Raw genomic sequence first — 17306 nt, 5'->3', positions numbered from 1 at the left:
GGTTCGCGGCAGGTGGTCGTCGATCTCCACGTAGAGTGCGGTGATGAGGGTGTCCAGGTCGGTCAGCACAACCGGATCTTGGACACCCTCACCTCATTCCCGCAGGACTTCGGCATAACTCGTCTAGGTCGTCTCCGCCGCCGAGGCGTTGATCGCCGCGCACGACCGCACCCGCCGGCCCGTACCGGGCCGGCGGGTGTCGCGTTTCCATTCGTTCCCGTGCGCAACAAGTGTCACGCGAGTTCACCGGAGCATGGAAGTCCGTTTCCATCCGAGGCGCTTGTCCGGACAAATTCCGCCTTCAGGATGCGTGGTGTGGCCAAAGGAAGCCGGTACGCAGAAATAGCCAACGTGCTCGCCACCGAGATCGCCGACCAGTCGGCCGGCACGCAGATCGCCAGCGAGCACGAGATCGCCGCACGCTTCGGCGTCAGCCGGGCCGCGGCGAGAGCCGCGGTGCAGGAACTGGAGGGCCGGCTGCTGGTCCGCCGGGTCCGCGGCGCGGGCACGTTCGTCAATCGCCGCATCGACTACGTCCTCTCCCAGCGCAAGGCCCCCTCGCTGCACCAGACCGTGCGCGAGGCGGGCGGCGAGCCCCGCACCGTGGTACGCGACGTGCGCCGGACGGCCCTGCCGGCCGACGTGGCCGCCCGGCTGGAACGCCCCGAGGGCAGCGAAGCCCACCTGCTCGTCAGGCAGTCCTACATCGACGGCATGCTCAACGGCTGGGCGCAGGAGTGGATTCCGTCGGACCTGCTCCCCGAACTCGACGCCGCCGTCCACGCCGTCGAATCGCTGGACAGCATCCTGCGGCAGGTGTGCCGGGTGGACCCGGTCCGCGCCTGGTGCCGGGTCAGCTACTCGCTGCCAGGACCCGAGGTGGCCGCCGGCCTGGAGACGGCGCACAACCGGCCCGTGTGGCTGATCGAAAGTCTCAGCCGGGACAGGGAAACGGGCACGGCGCTCATGTGCAGCAACACATGGAGCCGCCCCGACTGCACCAGGCTGATCGTCGAGCTCGACGGTCCGTGGAAGTGACCGGCGGGCGACCGACCATGGAAGGAGACGGCGTGCCCGACACGCTGACCCGAGAACGGCGCTGCGAGCTGCTCGCCGCCGCCGGACACGAGGAGATCGTCACCCTCGCAGAACGGCTGCTCGCCGACGGCCTGCCCCGCCCCACGGTGGTGCAGGCGCCCGAGGTCGGCATGGTCGTCCTCCAAGTGCGGGAGCCCGTGGAGGAGACCCGCTTCTACCTCGGTGAAGTTCTGGTGACCGAGTGTTCCGTCGAACTGGACGGGGTGCCGGGCTGGTGCATGCGCTCCGGCGACGACCGGATCGCGGCCCTCGCCGGCGCCCTGCTCGACGCGGTCGCGGCGGCGGGACTGCCGGCCCTCACCGACATCGATGCCCTGTGCGCCGCCGTCGCCGAACGCCAGGCGGCCGAGGAAGCCGCCGAGTGGGCCGACATCCAGGCGACCACCGTCGCATTCGAGGAGCTCACATGACCGAGTCACCGGTGCGTACCCTGCCCGCCGCTGCCCCCGCACCCGCGGGCGCGCCGCCCCGGGGGGACCGCGTCCGCGCCCTGCGCCGCGGCCCGCGGGAGACCCAGCGCGACTTCACCGTTCTGCTCGACGTCCTTGCCAGGCCCGGCCGCATCGGCCGGCTCCGTCTGCCGGCCCACCCGCCGGCCGCCGCGGCCGCCGCCTGCGGACTCATCGACTTCGAGGTGCCCCTGCACGTCCTGACGGACGGCTCCGCCGAGGGCGTCGCCTGGGCCCTGGCCGTGCACGCGGCCACCGGCGCCCCGCAGACCGAGGCCGCGCGGGCACGCTGCCTTCTCGCCCTGCGCCCGCTCCGCCCCGCGGACATCGGCCTCCTGCACCGGGGCAGCCCTCTCGACCCCGAGACCGGCGCCCGGGTGTTCGCCCAGGTCGACACGCTGAGCGACGGCACCGCGGGCGGAACGGACGGTGCGGTGACGCTGGCCGTCACCGGCCCCGGCGTCCCCACCGAACGGCGCCTGGTCGTGGCGGGCCTGCCCGCCGCCTCGGTGCCGGCTCTCGCCGAGGCCAACGCCGCCTTTCCCCGCGGGATCGACCTCTTTCTCGTGGCCGCCGACGGCTCGGTCGCCGGGCTGCCGCGCACCGCCCGCGTCCGCCTCCTCGGAGGTGCCTGACATGGGATATTCCGGAGTGCGCGGCGGTCAGGAGGCCATCGCGGCCGCGGAGCGGCTGGTGCAGGAGTCCAGATTCGGGGGCCGCAGCGCCTGGCTGGAACTGGACCAGATCACCGAACGGCTCGGCCTCGGGGTCGACCGCGTCATGGGGGAAGCCGGTCTGTGGGCGCCCGGACTGGCCGCCCGCGCCGTGCGCCAGGCGCACGGCGACCTGCTTGAGGCGGCACAGCTGCTGCGCGCCCACCGCTCCACCCTGCCCCGGTTCGGCTACAGCCTCCCGGCCGGCCCGGCGGAACTGCGCGCCGTGCGGCGGGTGAGCCCCGCCCACCGCAACCCGCCGGGTGGCCAGGTGCTGGGCAGGACCACCGACTACACGCCCCGGATTCTGGACCTCACCCCCGAGGAGCGCGCCCGCCCGCGCCGCGCCCCCGGCCCGTCCGGCTCGCCGGCCGCCGCCCCCGCGCGGCGGCCGCGGGGCGACAGGACCGACGCCGACGCCGCCCTGCGCGCGGCCGGACTGCTGCCGGACCGGCGGACCGGCGACGATCCGGAACCGTACGACATCACCCGCGCCCCCGCCCGCCCCGGCACCCCGCGATCGGCACGGCTCAGCGCCCTGGCGCGAGCGGAAACCGGCTCGCTCACCCACCTGTGGTACGCGTGCTCGCGCGCCCCCCGCCCCGGCGGCCACGAGATCCCGCTCGAACTGCGGCGCGGGCGGCTGCCGTTGCGGGTGGCGCACCCGCACACCGGCCGGCCCGTCACGGTGGCCGGCATTCGGGTCACCGAAGCCCGTACGGTACGGCCCACCGCCAGGCCCCGCCCCGACGGAACGCGTTTCGACGCCGGATACGGGCTGTGCTACGGCGAGAACGAACCGAAGGCGCTGGCCATGGCCGGACTCGATCTGCTGGTCCACCGCGACCCGCACACCGACCGACTGGAGCAGAAAGTGCTGATCGCCCTGGACGGCCCGGAGGCGTCCGGCTTTCTCGAACACCTCAAACTGCCGCACTACGTGGACTTCCGCTCGACGGTGGAGCGCGTCCGGGCGGTGCGGGCCGCGGCCGGAGCGGGCCGGTGAGCGCCCCGGCGAAGGACCAGGACGCCGCCGTCGGCGGCACTGCCTGGCTGGAACTGGACCAGATCAACGAACGGCTCGGCCTCGGGGTCGACCGCGTCATGGGGGAAGCCGGTCTGTGGGCGCCCGAACTGGCCGCCCGCGCCCTGCGCCAGGCGCACGGCGACCCCCCGGAGGCGGCGCAACTCCTGCGCGCCCACCGGACCGCGCTGCCCCGCCTCGCCATCGGCGAGCCCGTTTCCACCACGGAACTGAAGGTGGTCCGGCGCATCAGCTCCGCCTTCCGCAACCCGCCGGGCGGGCAGGTGCTCGGCAGGACCCTGGACTACGTCGGGCGCCTGCTCGACCTGATGCCCGAGGACGAGGGCAGGGCCAGGAACGCCGGCTCCCCGGGCCCAGGACACACCCGGCCGCACGACGACGAGCACGACGACGAGCACGACGACGAGCACGACGACGAGCACGGACACGTCCACGACCACGGACACGTCCACGGGCATGACCACCATCACGGACACGTCCACCGGCACCGGGGCCCGGACCACGACGCCCCCGAGGAAGCGGTGCGCACGCCTGCCCACGTCCTGGCGACGTTCCGCGACATGGGCCTCGTGGCGCCGCCGCGCGGCGAAGGCGATCCGGAACCGTTCGACATCACCCGGCGCCCCGCACGGCCGGGCGCGCCCCGCTCCGCCTGGCTCCAGACGATGGCCCGCGCCGACACCGGCTCGCTGCTGTACCTCTGGTACGGCTCCGACTGGCGGCCGGCCGGCCACGAGGTGCCGGGGGAACTGCGCCACGGCATCCTGCCCCTCAGGGTCCGCCACCCCCACACCGGCCGCCCGGTGACCGTCGCGGAGACCCGCGTGAGCGAAGTTCAGACGTTCCACAGTCTGCCCCGCGCCGGTGAACTGCCCACCAGCCTCGACGTGGGCTACGGCCTCTGCTTCGGCCACAACGAGCGCAAGGCCATCTCCATGGCCGGGCTCGACCTGCTGCTGGCGCACCACGAGGGCGCCACCGACCTGCAGCACGACGTTCTCCTGACCCTCGACGGCCCGGACTCCACCGGCTACACGCAGCACCTGAAGCTGCCGCACCACGTCGAGTACCGCTCGGTACTCGAACGCGCCCACGCCGCCGCACGCGGGACGCGACTCACCGAAAGAGACACGGCATGACCGCCCAGCTGACCACCGAACTCGCCGGCCCGCCCCCCAGCCCCGGCATCTTCGACGAACTGTCCAAACGCGAGATACGCCGTGCCATGCTCAGCGGCATCGCCATCCCCGGCTACCAAGTCCCCTTCGGCTCCCGGGAGATGCCCGTGGCACGCGGCTGGGGCTCCGGCGGGCTCCAGGCCACCCTGTCACTCGTCGGCGAAGACTCCCGGCTCAAGGTCATCGACCAGGGCGAGGACGCCGGCGTCAACGCCTCCAACCTCCGCAGGCTCGTCGCCGCCCACGCGGGCTGCACGGAGGAGACCGACACCCGCAGCGCCGACATCATCCAGTCCCGCCACCGCATCCCGGAACAGCCACTGCGCGACGGGCAGGTGCTGGTCCTCCAGGTGCCGGGCGCCGAGCCGCTCGCCGGAATCGTCCGCGACATGGACGAGCAGCGCCGCATGCACGCCGAGGCCGACTACTCCAAAATGTGGGTCCGCCTCTACGAGGACATCGTGCACAACGGCCTGATCACCGAGGCCGCCGGATACCCCGTCCTCGTCGAGGGCCGCTACATCATGACCCCCAGCCCCATTCCCCGCTGGGACGTGCCCAAGATGAACGACTCCGAGGCGATCACCGTCCTGTCCGCGGGCCGGGAGAAGCGGATCTTCGCCGTGCCGCCGCACACCCGCGTCGTGCCCCTGACCTTCGACGACAGGCCGTTCGAGGTCGAGCGGACCCCGGGCGCGGCCTGCCGGCTGTGCGGTTCCCAGGACACGTACATCGTGCAGGAGCCCGGACCCGACGGCACCTTCAGCGCCTGGGTCTGCTCCGACACCGACTTCTGCCGTCGCCGGCGCACCGGCGACGCCCCCGCCGCGCCCGCCGCCGGCGGGACCGCCCAGGGAGGCACCGCATGAGCAGCACCACCGTGGCCCCGCCCCGCTGGGCCCTGAAAGCCGAAGGACTCGGCCGCATCTACGGCGCCCAGGGGCCCGAGTCACTCGACGGCACAGGACCCGATTTCGGCACCGCCGTCTCGCCCGCCACCGGCGCCGTGGTCGCCGCCTGGGACATCGGCTTCGAGGTCGAGCCGGGCGAGGCCCTCGGCATCATCGGGGAGTCCGGCTCCGGCAAGTCCACGGTGATGCGCTGCATCGCCGGTGACGAGACCGCCACCGCCGGCCGCATCGCCCTGCGCGGCGTCGGGCACGGCGCCGTCAACATCCGCGAACTCGACCCGTCGGCGCGGCGCAAGCTGCGCCTGGACCAGATCGCCGTCGTCTACCAGGACCCCGCCGCGGGTCTCAACCTGGACGTCACGGCGGGCGGCAACATAGCCGACCCGCTGACGGCTGCCGGCTGGCGGTCCTACCAGCGCATCCGGGATCGCGCCGCCGACCTGCTGCGCCGCGTCGAAGTACCGCTGTCGCGCATGGACGACCTGGCGCGGACGTTCTCCGGCGGCATGCGGCAGCGCGTGCAGATCGCCAGGGCGCTCGCCAACGAGCCGCCCGTGCTGCTCCTCGACGAACCCACGACCGGCCTCGACGCCTCCGTCGCCGCCGGAGTGCTCGACCTGCTGCGCACGCTCCTGGAGGAGACCGGCGTGGCCGCCGTCGTCGTCTCCCACGACTTCGGCGTCATCGACATGCTCACCCGCCGCGTCGTGGTGATGCGGCACGGGCGGATCGTCGAGTCCGGCCTCACCGACCAGCTGCTGGAAGACCCGCAGCACCCCTACAGCCAGCAGCTCGTCGCGGCGGCCCGAGGATGAACGAGATGACCAGCCCGCAGCACACCGCTCCGCCGCCCGCGCCACCGGCCGACGTGCCCGCCGGCAGCGTCCTGTCGGTCCGCGCCCTGCGCAAGGACTTCACCCTGCACACCATCGACGGCCGCGTCGTCGACGCACTGAACGGCGTGGACCTCGACGTCGCCCCCGGCGAGCACGTGGCGCTCGCCGGCACCTCGGGCGCGGGCAAGTCCACGCTGCTGCGCTGCGTGTACCGCACGTACCTGTCGGGCGGCGGCGCCATCTGGTTCCGCACGTCCGGCGGCCACCTGGTCGACGTGGCCACGCTGTCGGACGCCGAGATCGTCGGCCTGCGCGGCCGCGAGTTCGGGTACGTCTCGCAGTTCCTGCGCCCGCAGCCCCGCCGTTCGGTGCTCGACATCGTCTCCTCGGCCGGTGTCGCGCGCGGGATGGCCCGCGAGGCGGCCCGCGACGCGGCCGCCGCCGCGCTGCGCCAGGTCGACATCGCCGAACGGCTGTGGGACATGCACGCCACCGTGCTCTCCGGCGGCCAGAAACAGCGCGTCAACATCGCCGCGGGCACCATCGCGCCTCCCCGGCTGCTGCTGCTCGACGAGCCGGTCTCCGCGCTTGACCCGGCCAACCGGGCCGCGGTGCTCGACCTGATCGCCCGGCTGGAGGAAACGGGCACCGCGGTGCTGTCCGTGTTCCACGACCTCGACGCGATCGAACGCCTGGCCACGCGCGTGGTCGTACTCGGCCGCGGCCGGGTGGTGGCCACGGGCCGGCCGGGCGACATCCTGCGAGACCCGAACCTGCCACTGGAGGTGGCTCGATGAGCCGTCACATCTTCGCTCACGCGAGGGCCGTTCTGCCGGACCGGGTCCTCGACGACGCCCTCGTCGTCGTCGAGGACGGGACCCTCGTGGAGGTGGTCGAGGCGGTCGGCGGCACCGTGCCCGCCGAGGCGCGCGACCTGCGCGGGGCGCTGCTGATCCCGGGCATCGTCGACACCCACAGCGACGCCCTGGAGAAGGAGCAACGCCCGCGCCCGACCGTCGAGTTCCCCCCGGAGTTCGCCGTGGCCAGCTTCGAGGGCCGGGTACGGGCGGCCGGTGTCACCACGATGCACCACGCCGTCAGCTACCAGACCCACGAGCTCAAGGACCGCACCGTCGAACGGTCCCTGGCGCTGGCCGGCGCCGTGCTCGAACGGGCCGCCGGTGGGGTCGCGCTCGTCGACCACCGGCTGCTGCACCGCCTCGACGCCCGGGATGCCGAGGCGCTCGGCGTGCTGCGGCGGGCGCTGGACGACCTCACCCCGGACGGTGCCGCACCGCTGGTCTCCTACGAGGACCACACGCCGGGGCAGGGGCAGTACCGCGACCTGGACTCCTACCGCCGCATGATCCAGGACCAGGAGAAGATCAGCGCGGAGGCGGCCGAGGCGTGGGTGCGCAGGCGTATCGCCGAACGTGCCGACGGGATTCCGCAACGCGCGGTGGCCCTGGAATTCCTCAGTGAGCGGGCCACGTCGGGCCGCATCCGGCTGCTGGCCCACGACGTGGAGACCGCCGAGGAGGTCGCCCGGGTGCGGCGTGCCGGAGCGGCCGTCGCCGAGTTCCCCACCACCGTCGCGGCGGCCCTGGCGGCGAAGGAGGCGTCCATGCCGGTCGTCGCCGGGGCGCCCAACGTCCTGCGCGGCGGTTCGCACAGCGGCAACGTCAGCGCCACCGAGCTGATCGCGGCCGGGCTCGTCGACAACCTGTCCAGCGACTACATGCCGACCACCCTGCTCGCCGCCGCCCTGCACCTGGCACGGCAGGGCGTGGTGCCGCTGCACCGCGCGGTGGGCCTCATCACGTCGGGCGCCGCCGACACGGCCGGGCTGGCCGACCGCGGCGCCCTCGTGCCCGGCCTGCGCGCGGACCTCGTCCTCGTCACCGCGGACGGCGACCAGCAGACCGTTCGCATGTCGCTCCTCGCCGAGGAGTCCAGGGACGACAGCGACGCGCCGGTGTCCGTCGCCCGGCTGCTCAGCGCCGTCGGGGGGTACTGACATGGCACACCCCGGGCCGCACCCGGCGCTCACCGCCGCCGCCGACGCGGCACGCGCCGCCTACACGGACGCCCGCGCCCGCCACGACCGGGCGACGCTCGCCGAAACCGTCGAACAGGGGGCGGACGGCACGCCGACCATGCGCATCGACCGGCTGGTGGAGGACGCGGTGCTGCGGGCGCTGGAGCCCCACCGGGTCAACGTCCTGTCGGAAGAGAGCGGGTGGGTCGATCGCGGCAGCGAGATCTCCCTGGTCATCGACCCGCTGGACGGCTCGGCCAACGGAGCGGCGGGAGTTCCGCTGACCGCGTTCGCCGGGACCGTCGCGGTGGCGGGCGAGTTCACGGAGTCGTACACCAGCTGGCTCGACACCGGCCGCGGCTGGTGGGCGCACCGCGAGGCGCCCACCGCCTACCGCACCTCGGGCCGCAGGGAACTGGCGGGCGCCGCCCTGTCCATGCTCCGCCCGCACACGGCAAAACCCGGGCCTGCCGCCGCCTGGTGGGCCGCGGCCTCCCGCGCCGCCCGCGTCCGCGTCCTGTCCACGACGTGCCTGGAGGCCGCGCTGGTGGCGGAGGGAGCCACGGACGCCTTCGCCGACGCCTGTTCTGACACCCACCGCCTGGTCGACCTCGCCGCCGCGACGGTGCTGGTCGGCCGGGCCGGCGGCGTGGTCCTCGACGTCCGGGGCCGCCCGGTGGAGTTCACCACGGACCTGACCCGCCGCTGGTCGGGCGTGGTGGCCGCCACCGAGGAACTGGGCCGGGAGCTCGTCGGTGTGCTGCACGAGGCGGCGGCCTCCGCACACCGCTGAGGCCGCCGCCACGGAAACCGGGCGCGGTGGCGCTGCCGCCGCACTTACCGCGCGTGCATCAGCAGATGGCCCCGGCGGAACCGTTCGTCCTCGTGGGGCTCGCGCAGCATCCGGCCGACTTCGACGAAGCCGGCCTCGCGCGCCAGCCCGGCGAGGTCGTCGATCGGCCACCGGTAGGCCGTCGTCACCTTGTGATCGAACGCGGCAACCGGCCCGCCCTCGGACTCGAAGAAGGCGCACAGGAGGGGGCCACCCGGGGCCAGCACCCGGCGGAACTCGGCGAAGTAGCGCGGTATGTCCTGCGGCGGAGCATGGATCACCGAGTACCAGGACACGATGCCGCCCAGCGTTCCGTCGGCCAGATCCAGGGCATCCATCGAGCCGACCTCGAACCGCAGGTCGGGGTGAGCCTCGCGGGCGAGGTCGATCATCACCGGCGACAGATCGAGGCCGAATACGTCCAGTCCCAGGTCCCGCAGATGCGCCGTCGTATATCCGGGGCCGCATCCCAGCTCGGCGACGGGCCCGGCCCCCTCGGCCCGCGCAAGCTCGGCGAACGCGGCGAGGACCGCGCGGTCCAGCGGAAAATGGTCGAGTCCACGGCGGGCGAGATCGGCGTAGCGATGGGCGAGGGCGCCGTAGGCATCCGCTGTCGCCGCGAGGTATGAGGGGAGTGCGGTCATAGGGGAGGACCCTAGAGCCCGCGCGGTCGCGCCCGGCGACTGACCCGGCGGAGCACGAACGCCGGCAGTCGCCGGACGGGAAGCCGGACGGGATCATGGTGGCCGATGAAAGGACGTCCCGTGACCATGGAAACTCACCGCCGCGCTGCCGGCCTCCTCATGTGCGTTTTCGCGGCGATGGGGTACCAGACCGGCGCGTGGGCCGTTTCGGTCCCGGCCATCGTGGCCGAGCTGGACATGACGGTCAGCCAACTCGGCCTGGTGCTGGCGCTGATGGCCGCCGGGAGCATCGTGGGCTCCTTGACGCTGGGACGCCTGGCCGCGTGGCTCACGGTGCGGCCGGTGCTCGCCGCCGCGGCCGCGGTGAGCGGGCTCGGCTATATGGCGCTGCCCTTGCTGGGCACCACCGCGCTGTTCGCCGTGGGCGCCACCGGCACGGGAATCGGCCTCGGGCTCTTCGACGCGGCGGCGAACGCCACGGGGAGCCGGCAGGAGATCCGCACCGGGCGGCGTCTGCTGCCGCGACTGCACGCGGCGTTCAGCTTCGCCGCGGCCTTCGGTGTCCTCGCCACCTACCTGGTGGAGGGGCAGGAGGGCTTCGGGTGGGCGCTGTCGATCGCCGGGGGCGGCTGCCTGGCCGGTGCCCTCGCCGCGGTCCGGCTGCCGGACTCCCGGCAGTCCGACCCGTCCGGCGTCGCCACCGCGGAAACGCGCCCGGAGTGGGGCGACCTCTCCCATCGCCGTATGGCCGTCCCGGTTGCGGTCCTGGCGTTCACGGTCGTGTGCGGGGGGTTCGCGCTGGACTCCACTCTCGAGGGCTACTCCGCTCTGTTCATTCAGCAGCTGCCGCTTCAGGGGGCAGGTCAGGGCGCCTTGGGACTCATCATGCTGTACCTCGCGGCGACGATCGGCAGAGCGGTTTCCGGCCCGGCCCTGCGCAGAATGGGAGACTGGAAAACGCTGCTGTCCGGCGAGATCCTGGCGCTGGCGGGGATACTCACCCTGATCATCGACGGCAGCTCCTGGTCGATCGCGGTGGGGATGCTGATGATCGGCGTGGGGATGTCGCCCGCGGTTCCGATCGCCTACTCACTGCTCGGCCGTTCCCGCTCCCGGGGACGGGAGCGGGCGATCGCCCGGCTGACCGCGTCGGGCTACGTGACGTTCACCATGGCTCCGGTGCTCGTGGGCGTGGTCGGGCGGGATTCCCTGCTCGACGCGTTCGCCCTGCTGCCACTGCTGCTGGCCGGAATGGCGTCCACCGTCGTCTGGTTCGGGTACCGGCAGCGGGCCGCGCCCTGACACGGCCCCACTGTCAGGGGACGACGACGATCTTCCCCACGTGCCTGCCGCTGCGGAACTCGTCCTGCGCGGTGTGAAGGTCCCGAAGGGGGAACCGGGCGGCGACATACGGCTGGACGGCGCCGGTGCGGGCGAGCCCGGCCAGGGCTTCGAAGTGGGCGCGGGTGTGCATGGAGGACCCGATGAGGCTGAGGTTGTGCAGGTAGAGGCGCCGCAGGTCGAAGGTGACGACCGGCCCTGCCACGGCCCCGGCGATGACCCAGCGGGCGCCGTCGCGGAGGGTGGGCAGCACCCGTTCGAGCCAGGGACCGCCGGCGACATCGGCGACGGCGTCCAGCCCGTCAGGGGCCAGCGCCCGGAGGCGGTCCCGCAGCTCGGCCGCCGGGGTGTCGCGGCCGAGTGCCGCGACCGCCCCCGCCCGCTCCACCGCGGCGGCCTTGGACCCGCTCGTCAGGGCAATGACCCGAGCGCCGCGCGCGGTGGCGAGCTGGACGAGCGCGAAGCCCACACCGCCGGAGGCACCCGTCACGAGAACGGTGTCGGCATCGGTGATCCTCGCGCGTTCGAGCATGCCCGTGGCCGTGCCGTAGGCAACCGGCAGGGCTGCGAGCTCCTCGTCGGACAGCGGGGAATCGGTCATGTCGTGCACGCGGTCGGCGGACACGGCGACGTAGTCGGCGAAGCCCCCGTCCGCCTCGCTGCCCAGTAGCCCGACGGGTGGGGCGTCCGCGCTTTCATCGCGGTAGAGGGCGGGGTCGACCAGCACCCTGCGGCCCACCCATTCCTCCGGCACGCCCGCGGCGGTCGCGGTGACCCGCCCGGCGATGTCGCCGCCCTGCACGCGGGGAAAATCCACCGGGCCACGCCAGCCCGCCTTCGCGTCCGGGTCACCGGACAGGCCGTAGGCGCCCTCGCGCGTCCACAGGTCCGTGTTGTTCAGCGCCGCCGCTCCGACCCGCACGAGAACCTGGCCTTCGGCCAGGCGTGGCACCGGCCAGTCTGCCCGCAGCTCAAGCGCGTCGGGGCCGCCGTGCCGAAGGAGGACGGCCGCTGTCATGACGGGATGATTCGACTGCATTCAGCCACTCTAGGACCCTTATGGGCGGCCCGCGGCATCCCCGCCCCTCGCACGCTCACCGAGGTATCGCTACGGACCCCCGGCGGGTGAGCGCAGCGCCGCGATCAGCCATTCGAACGCCGGCACCTGCGGCGGCGCCGGCGGCCGGCCGTTGAGCACGCCGAGCAACTGCCAGTACCGCTCCACCCGGCGATCGGTGAAGGTGGCCAACCGGTCGGCCAGCTCGGCGCGTTCCGCCGCGGGCAGGTCCGGGCCGACGATGCGCTCCAGGATCTCCCCGCCCGCCGCCGACTCCGGGGCAACGCCCGCCCGCAGCGCCCCGCCGGCGTGTTCAAGGGCCAGCGCCGGGTCAGGACCCTGCGGCTCCTGCCCCCCTTGCGCGCCGGCCACGGCCATCTCGCGTACCCGTTGCCTGAACCCCTCGTCGCCGACCAGCTCGGCCAGCTCCACCCAGGCTTCCACCTGTTCGGGCGCCGGGTCGGCGGGCAGCTCCGCCGGCAGGGCCCGCATCGCCTCGGCCAGGTGGGCGCCGGGCGCGCCAGGGGCGACGCCGTCGAAGATCTCGCGGACGAATTCGTCGATGACCCGCTGCCGTTCCTCGGCGGACATCTGGGCCAGTTTGTGCATGAGTCTCATCTCCTCGGTCGTGCTGCCACCTCGAGCGACCCACCGCAGCACCGCGCGCCGCACCTGAAGCATGCGGATCTCCGCATCCAGCGCGTGCAGGTGCGCCGTCGCCACGTCGCGCACCGTTGCCTGCCTGGCCAGCACCCGTCGCACCGTGGCCAGGTCAAGGCCCAGCTCGCGCAGGGTGCGGACCAGGTCAAGACGGGCGATGGCCCCGGCGTCGAAGAGCCGGTACCCGCCCGTCGAGCGGCCGGCCGGCGCGACGAGGCCACTGTCGGACCAGAAGCGGATCGTGCGCACCGAAAGGCCGGTGCGGCGGGCCAGCTCGCCGATGGTGAACAGCTCGGTGTCGTCGCTCACGGTGTCAACCGTCGACCCTCCAGCCGCTGGAGACTCAAGCTCCTTTTTCCTGGGGCACCGGCAGGCTATCCGGCGAGACGCGGGTGAACGCCCGTCGGCGCGGGCGCCCCGGCGGCGCACACGGCGATGGCCCGAACCGGCGGTGCTCCCTTCCCACCGCCCGCCCGACTGTCTACCTTCCGCTGTATGCCGACATCACCCGAATTACCCTCCCGGCGGGGCGTGCTGCGCACAGCGGCCGCCGCCGGAGCCCTGGGCCTCACGGCCCACGCCGCCACCGCGCGGGCCGCCGCGGAGATCCCGGCGCCCGCGCTGCCCGGCGGTCTGCACCCCTACCGTTCCCCGTATCTGAACTGGGCAGGCGAAATCGCCCACCCCGGCCTGTGGACCTGCGCGCCGAGCGACGGTCAGCAGATCGCCGACCTCGCCAACTGGGCCCGCGCGGCGGGCTGGCGGCTGCGTGCGCGCGGCAAGGCCCACACCTGGTCGCCGCTGACGATCACCCCCGGCACCGACGTGGACGCCCGGGTGCTGCTGGTCGACACCACGACCCACCTGACCGCGACGGAGCTGGCGACGCCCCCCGCGGGCGTGCCCGGCGCGGTCCACGCACAGACCGGCGTGACGCTGGAAGCACTGCTCGGCTTCCTCGCCGACCACGGCCTCGGGGTGACCAACACTCCGGCGCCGGGCGAGCTGACGCTGGGCGGCACGCTCGCCATCGACGCCCACGGCACCAGCGTTCCGGCCGAAGGCGAGGCCGCACGGCCCGGACACACCTACGGCAGCCTCAGCAACCTCGTGCTGGAGCTGACGGCCGTGGTGTGGGACGCGGCGAGCGGCAGGTATGTGCTGCGCACGTTCACCCGCGGCGCGGACGCCGCGTGCGACGTGCTCGCCGCCCACCTCGGACGCGGCTTCGTGGTCGAGGCCGTGCTGCAGGCGGGGGAGGAGAGCGCGATGCGCTGCGTCAGCCGTGTCGACGTGCCGGCCGACGAGTTGTTCGCCGCGCCCGGCAGCGAGGCCGCCGCCGGCGGGTGCACATTCGCCGACTTCCTCGCCACGGCCGGACGCGTGGAGACGATCTGGTTCGCCTTCACGGACCGGCCCTGGTTGAAGGTGTGGAGCCTCAGCCCGCAGCGTCCGGCGACGTCGCGGCCGGTGACCGGCCCGTACAACTACCCGTTCAGCGACTCGGTGCCGACGGTCGTGTCCCGGCTCGCCGGGCGCCTGGTCGCCGACGCCGCCTGGTATCTCGCGCCCGAACTTGGCGCGTTGCAGTACACGGTTGCGGCGAGCGGGCTGACGGCGACGCTGTCGAAAGACCTGTGGGGAGCCTCCCACCACCTGATGTTCTACCTGCGGCCCACCACGTTGCGGGAGACGGCCAACGGCTACGCCATCCTCACCAGGCGCGCGGACGTGCAGCGCGTGATCTCGGAGTTCGCCGGCTTCTACCGGGAGCGGCTGGCGGCGTGGGCCAGGAACGGACGGTTCCCCGTGAACGGGCAGGTGGAGATCCGCGTCGGCGGCCTCGACCAGCCGGTGGACGTCGCCGTACCCGGCGCGCGTCCGCCGCTGCTGTCGGTGGTCCGCCCGCATCAGGACCACCCGGAGTTCGACTGCGCGGTCTGGGTCGACGTCCTCACCCTGCCGGGCACCCCGGGCGCCCCCGAGTTCTACCGCGAGCTGGAACGCTTCTGCCTGGCGGCATTCGACGGCGGGCACGCGCTGGTCCGCGTCGAGTGGTCCAAAGGCTGGGGCTACACCGACACCGCGGCCTGGGCCGACCGGGAAGTGATCCACTCGGTCGTACCGGCCTCGTTCGGGACCGCGCAGTGGGCGGAGGGCACCCGGCTGCTGCACGAACTCGACCCGCACGGCGTGTTCGGCAACACGTTCCTCGACGCGTTGCTCGCGCCCTGACCTCGCGTGCCGCTGTCCGACGGCGTACCTGAGCCCACCGCGCCCGCGCCCGCGCCCGCGCGCCCGGGCCAGGCGCCGTTGCCGTTACCGTTCAGCGGAACCGATCGGGCCCGTAGGTGCCGGCTGCTGCGTCATGATGCTCAGCCGGTTCGCCGTGTTCATGAAGGAGACCAGGATCATCAGGGCGGCGAGCTGCTGCTCGTCGTAGTGCTCGGCGGCATACGCCCATGCCGCCTCGCTGACCCCGTTGGCCGCGTCCGCGACCCGGGCCCCCTGCTCCGCCAGCTCAAGCGCGGCACGCTCGGCCTCGGTGAAGACCGTGGCCTCCCGCCACACCGCGACCAGGTCCAGCCGCACCGGGGTCTCGCCGGCCGCGGCGGCCTCCTCGGCGTGCATGTCGACGCAGACGGCACAGCCATTGATCTGACTCACGCGCAGCGCCACCAGCTCCTGCGTCGCGGTCGGCAGCGGCGAGTCCTTGAGTACCTTGCCCGCCGGCACGAAGTGCTCGGTGGTCCGGCCGGCGGTCGGGCCGGCGAAGCGGTGCGGTCGCGCGTCCATGGCCTGCTCCTCTGGGGTCGTCAGTGGTTGCACCCCTGAGACGACGTAACGCGCCGCCCTGTGACATGGCCCGCGCACCTCGCCGTGGGCGCCCGGCCGACGTGCCGTCCGGGCGTTGCCCCGCCCCGGTGGACAACGCGGGCACTTCGCCTCATGGCACGGTCCAGGCCAGACCATCCGCGGCGACGGCGAGTCCTCCCGGGGCGGCCGGTCCCGGGGCGTCGAGCGGGCCGCCGTAGAGCGCCTGTTCCTGGAGTTCGTTGCCGGTGCGGAAGGTCTCGCCGACGACGCGGGCGGCGAGCAGCGGATTGATGCGGTCGTCCGCGGTCGCCAGCCGGCCCACCGCACTGTCCAGTTCGGCTGCCGCGGCACGCCAGTGCGCGTCGAGTCGCCCGGTGCCGACCACCGCCGCGTCGCCGGACACCAGCCCGCCGGCCAGCTCGGCGAACGCGGCCGCCTCGCCGGCGTCCACGCGGGTGACCTTCTTCGCCGACCAGAAGTACGAGTGCTCGTTGCGTTCCATGTCGTAGAAGGCCATGAGGAACTCGTAGAACACGCCGTACTCGCGGCGGTAGCGCGCCTCGAACTCGGCGAAGCCGCGCGCCTCGGGCACACTGCCGTCCAGGTCGGCATTCACCGCGCGGGCGGCCAGCAGGGCGCCGTAGGTGGCCAGGTGCACGCCTGAGGACAGCACCGGGTCGACGAAGCATGCGGAGTCGCCGACCAGCGCGATGCCGGGTGCCCAGAACGTCTTCTTCCAGTACGAGTAGTCCTTGCGCACCCGCACCAGGTCGTAGGGCGGCTCGGTCGCGACCGGCACGTCCGCCACCAGCCGGTCGACCTCCGGGCAGGCCCGGACCATGTCCTGCCAGGCGGCGCGCGGATCGCGCCGGACCGCCGGGACGTGTTCCGGCGCGATGACGGCACCGACGCTGGTCAGGTCGTCGCGCAGCGGGATGTACCAGAGCCAGCCGGCGTCGAAAGCGGCGCAGAAGATGTTGCCGCTGTGCGGCGCGGGGAGCCGGCGCCCGCCCGCGTAGTAGCCGAAGACGGCGAGATTGCGGAAGAACTCGGAGTACACGCGCGCCCCGCCGACCTGGCCCTGGAGCCTGCTGGTGTTGCCGGACGCGTCGAAGACGAACCGGGCGTGCGCCGTGCGCCGGTTTCCTTCGGGGTCGGTGTACTCGACGCCGCGCACCCGCTCACCGTCGGCGACGAGGCGGCGCACCGGGCTGCCCTCCCGCACCTCGACGCCGACGCGGCGGGCGTTGCGCAGCAGGATCTCGTCGAACCGGGAACGTTCCACCTGGAAGGCGGTCGCCGTGGGCTCGGACAGCCGGGGCGTCATGGAGAAGGAGAACTGCCACGGCCGCGGGTCCCGCCCCCAGCGCATCGTGCCGCCGCGTTTGAGCGTGAAGCCGGCCCGGGCGACCTCGTCCGCGACGCCGAGGATGCGGCACAGCCCGTGCACGGTGGCGGGCAGCAGCGACTCACCGATCTGGTATCTCGGGAAGGTCTCCCGTTCCAGGAGCAGCACCCGGTGGCCGCGCATGGCCACGGCGGTCGCGGCGGTCGAGCCGGCCGGTCCGCCGCCCACCACGATCAGGTCGTACGCCGGGGTCATCCAGGACCTCCTCGTCTCGTGCGCTCGTGCGCTCGTTCTCACGTGCCTGTGCCCACGTGCCTGTGCCCACGTGCCTGTGCCCAC

General features: G+C 73.5%; 17 protein-coding genes. 12 read left to right on the top strand and 5 right to left on the bottom strand.

All coding sequences use genetic code 11. The features are described 5' to 3' along the window. The first annotated feature begins 315 nt into the window (after nt 1–315). From RM779_RS19590 to RM779_RS19545, 10 genes are read left to right on the top strand one after another with little or no spacing between them, the layout of a single operon-like run. Nucleotides 316–1038: a GntR family transcriptional regulator gene (locus RM779_RS19590; RefSeq protein ID WP_311619032.1), complete on the top strand. Its 723-nt coding sequence runs from the start codon at nt 316–318 to the stop codon at nt 1036–1038. A gap of 32 nt (nt 1039–1070) precedes the next feature. Beyond that, complete coding sequence (phnG, locus tag RM779_RS19585) at nt 1071–1508, top strand: phosphonate C-P lyase system protein PhnG (RefSeq protein ID WP_311619031.1); 438 nt, start codon at nt 1071–1073, stop codon at nt 1506–1508. Beyond that, nucleotides 1505–2182 (top strand): phosphonate C-P lyase system protein PhnH, encoded by a 678-nt coding sequence (phnH, locus tag RM779_RS19580; RefSeq protein WP_311619030.1) that lies wholly within the window; start codon nt 1505–1507, stop codon nt 2180–2182. The genes phnG and phnH overlap by 4 nt, the downstream gene beginning before the upstream one ends. Before the next feature lies 1 nt (nt 2183). Then, on the top strand, nt 2184–3266 hold the full coding sequence (locus tag RM779_RS19575) for a carbon-phosphorus lyase complex subunit PhnI (protein WP_311619029.1): 1083 nt from the start codon (nt 2184–2186) through the stop codon (nt 3264–3266). Continuing rightward, entirely contained in the window at nt 3263–4444 is a 1182-nt protein-coding gene (locus RM779_RS19570) for a carbon-phosphorus lyase complex subunit PhnI (RefSeq protein WP_311619028.1), read from the top strand. The genes RM779_RS19575 and RM779_RS19570 overlap by 4 nt, the downstream gene beginning before the upstream one ends. Then, nucleotides 4441–5352, top strand: a complete 912-nt coding sequence (locus RM779_RS19565) for an alpha-D-ribose 1-methylphosphonate 5-phosphate C-P-lyase PhnJ (protein WP_077057582.1) — start codon at nt 4441–4443, stop codon at nt 5350–5352. The genes RM779_RS19570 and RM779_RS19565 overlap by 4 nt, the downstream gene beginning before the upstream one ends. Then, nucleotides 5349–6209: an ATP-binding cassette domain-containing protein gene (locus RM779_RS19560; RefSeq protein WP_311619027.1), complete on the top strand. Its 861-nt coding sequence runs from the start codon at nt 5349–5351 to the stop codon at nt 6207–6209. The genes RM779_RS19565 and RM779_RS19560 overlap by 4 nt, the downstream gene beginning before the upstream one ends. A gap of 5 nt (nt 6210–6214) precedes the next feature. Further along, nucleotides 6215–7027 carry an ATP-binding cassette domain-containing protein gene (locus RM779_RS19555; protein WP_311619026.1) on the top strand — a complete coding sequence of 271 codons (813 nt, stop codon included), beginning with the start codon at nt 6215–6217 and terminating at the stop codon, nt 7025–7027. Then, a complete protein-coding gene (locus RM779_RS19550; RefSeq protein WP_311619025.1) occupies nt 7024–8247 on the top strand; it encodes an alpha-D-ribose 1-methylphosphonate 5-triphosphate diphosphatase in 1224 nt (407 codons plus the stop codon). The genes RM779_RS19555 and RM779_RS19550 overlap by 4 nt, the downstream gene beginning before the upstream one ends. 1 nt (nt 8248) lies before the next feature. Continuing rightward, nucleotides 8249–9061, top strand: a complete 813-nt coding sequence (locus tag RM779_RS19545; protein ID WP_311619024.1) for an inositol monophosphatase family protein — start codon at nt 8249–8251, stop codon at nt 9059–9061. 44 nt (nt 9062–9105) lie between these two features. On the opposite strand, the gene RM779_RS19540 is transcribed toward RM779_RS19545, so the two are convergent. After that, nucleotides 9106–9744, bottom strand: coding sequence for a class I SAM-dependent methyltransferase (locus tag RM779_RS19540; protein WP_311619023.1), 639 nt, complete (start codon nt 9742–9744; stop codon nt 9106–9108). Nucleotides 9745–9870: 126 nt separating this feature from the next. Here RM779_RS19540 and RM779_RS19535 point away from each other — a divergent pair, with 126 nt between their 5' ends. After that, nucleotides 9871–11046 carry an MFS transporter gene (locus RM779_RS19535; protein WP_311619039.1) on the top strand — a complete coding sequence of 392 codons (1176 nt, stop codon included), beginning with the start codon at nt 9871–9873 and terminating at the stop codon, nt 11044–11046. A 13-nt stretch (nt 11047–11059) separates the two neighbouring features. On the opposite strand, the gene RM779_RS19530 is transcribed toward RM779_RS19535, so the two are convergent. Both RM779_RS19530 and RM779_RS19525 read right to left on the bottom strand, forming a co-directional pair. Continuing rightward, complete coding sequence (locus RM779_RS19530; protein WP_311619022.1) at nt 11060–12103, bottom strand: zinc-binding dehydrogenase; 1044 nt, start codon at nt 12101–12103, stop codon at nt 11060–11062. Nucleotides 12104–12193: 90 nt separating this feature from the next. Further along, nucleotides 12194–13111 (bottom strand): helix-turn-helix domain-containing protein, encoded by a 918-nt coding sequence (locus RM779_RS19525; RefSeq protein ID WP_311619021.1) that lies wholly within the window; start codon nt 13109–13111, stop codon nt 12194–12196. A 186-nt stretch (nt 13112–13297) separates the two neighbouring features. Here RM779_RS19525 and RM779_RS19520 point away from each other — a divergent pair, with 186 nt between their 5' ends. After that, on the top strand, nt 13298–15037 hold the full coding sequence (locus RM779_RS19520) for a cholesterol oxidase substrate-binding domain-containing protein (protein WP_311619020.1): 1740 nt from the start codon (nt 13298–13300) through the stop codon (nt 15035–15037). An 84-nt stretch (nt 15038–15121) separates the two neighbouring features. Here RM779_RS19520 and RM779_RS19515 read toward each other — a convergent pair whose 3' ends face one another. Continuing rightward, nucleotides 15122–15598, bottom strand: coding sequence for a carboxymuconolactone decarboxylase family protein (locus RM779_RS19515; protein ID WP_311619019.1), 477 nt, complete (start codon nt 15596–15598; stop codon nt 15122–15124). 151 nt (nt 15599–15749) lie between these two features. Further along, a complete protein-coding gene (locus RM779_RS19510) occupies nt 15750–17222 on the bottom strand; it encodes a tryptophan 7-halogenase (RefSeq protein ID WP_311619018.1) in 1473 nt (490 codons plus the stop codon). Nucleotides 17223–17306: the final 84 nt, after the last annotated feature.

Origin of the sequence: Streptomyces johnsoniae, assembly GCF_031845565.1 — a bacterium.
GTDB lineage: Bacteria > Actinomycetota > Actinomycetes > Streptomycetales > Streptomycetaceae > Streptomyces > Streptomyces johnsoniae.
Note: the sequence above shows the minus strand (reverse complement) of the source record. Positions and strands in the feature narration are given on the sequence as shown.

Excerpts from the sequence above, each read along its gene's own strand:
- phnH (WP_311619030.1), top strand. The coding sequence starts at position 1,505 with ATGACCGAGTCACCGGTGCGTACCCTGCCCGCCGCTGCCCCCGCACCC.
- RM779_RS19575 (WP_311619029.1), top strand. The coding sequence starts at position 2,184 with ATGGGATATTCCGGAGTGCGCGGCGGTCAGGAGGCCATCGCGGCCGCG.
- RM779_RS19565 (WP_077057582.1), top strand. The coding sequence starts at position 4,441 with ATGACCGCCCAGCTGACCACCGAACTCGCCGGCCCGCCCCCCAGCCCC.
- RM779_RS19560 (WP_311619027.1), top strand. The coding sequence starts at position 5,349 with ATGAGCAGCACCACCGTGGCCCCGCCCCGCTGGGCCCTGAAAGCCGAA.
- RM779_RS19555 (WP_311619026.1), top strand. The coding sequence starts at position 6,215 with ATGACCAGCCCGCAGCACACCGCTCCGCCGCCCGCGCCACCGGCCGAC.
- RM779_RS19550 (WP_311619025.1), top strand. The coding sequence starts at position 7,024 with ATGAGCCGTCACATCTTCGCTCACGCGAGGGCCGTTCTGCCGGACCGG.
- RM779_RS19545 (WP_311619024.1), top strand. The coding sequence starts at position 8,249 with ATGGCACACCCCGGGCCGCACCCGGCGCTCACCGCCGCCGCCGACGCG.
- RM779_RS19540 (WP_311619023.1), bottom strand. The coding sequence starts at position 9,744 with ATGACCGCACTCCCCTCATACCTCGCGGCGACAGCGGATGCCTACGGC.
- RM779_RS19535 (WP_311619039.1), top strand. The coding sequence starts at position 9,871 with ATGGAAACTCACCGCCGCGCTGCCGGCCTCCTCATGTGCGTTTTCGCG.
- RM779_RS19530 (WP_311619022.1), bottom strand. The coding sequence starts at position 12,103 with ATGACAGCGGCCGTCCTCCTTCGGCACGGCGGCCCCGACGCGCTTGAG.
- RM779_RS19520 (WP_311619020.1), top strand. The coding sequence starts at position 13,298 with ATGCCGACATCACCCGAATTACCCTCCCGGCGGGGCGTGCTGCGCACA.
- RM779_RS19515 (WP_311619019.1), bottom strand. The coding sequence starts at position 15,598 with ATGGACGCGCGACCGCACCGCTTCGCCGGCCCGACCGCCGGCCGGACC.
- RM779_RS19510 (WP_311619018.1), bottom strand. The coding sequence starts at position 17,222 with ATGACCCCGGCGTACGACCTGATCGTGGTGGGCGGCGGACCGGCCGGC.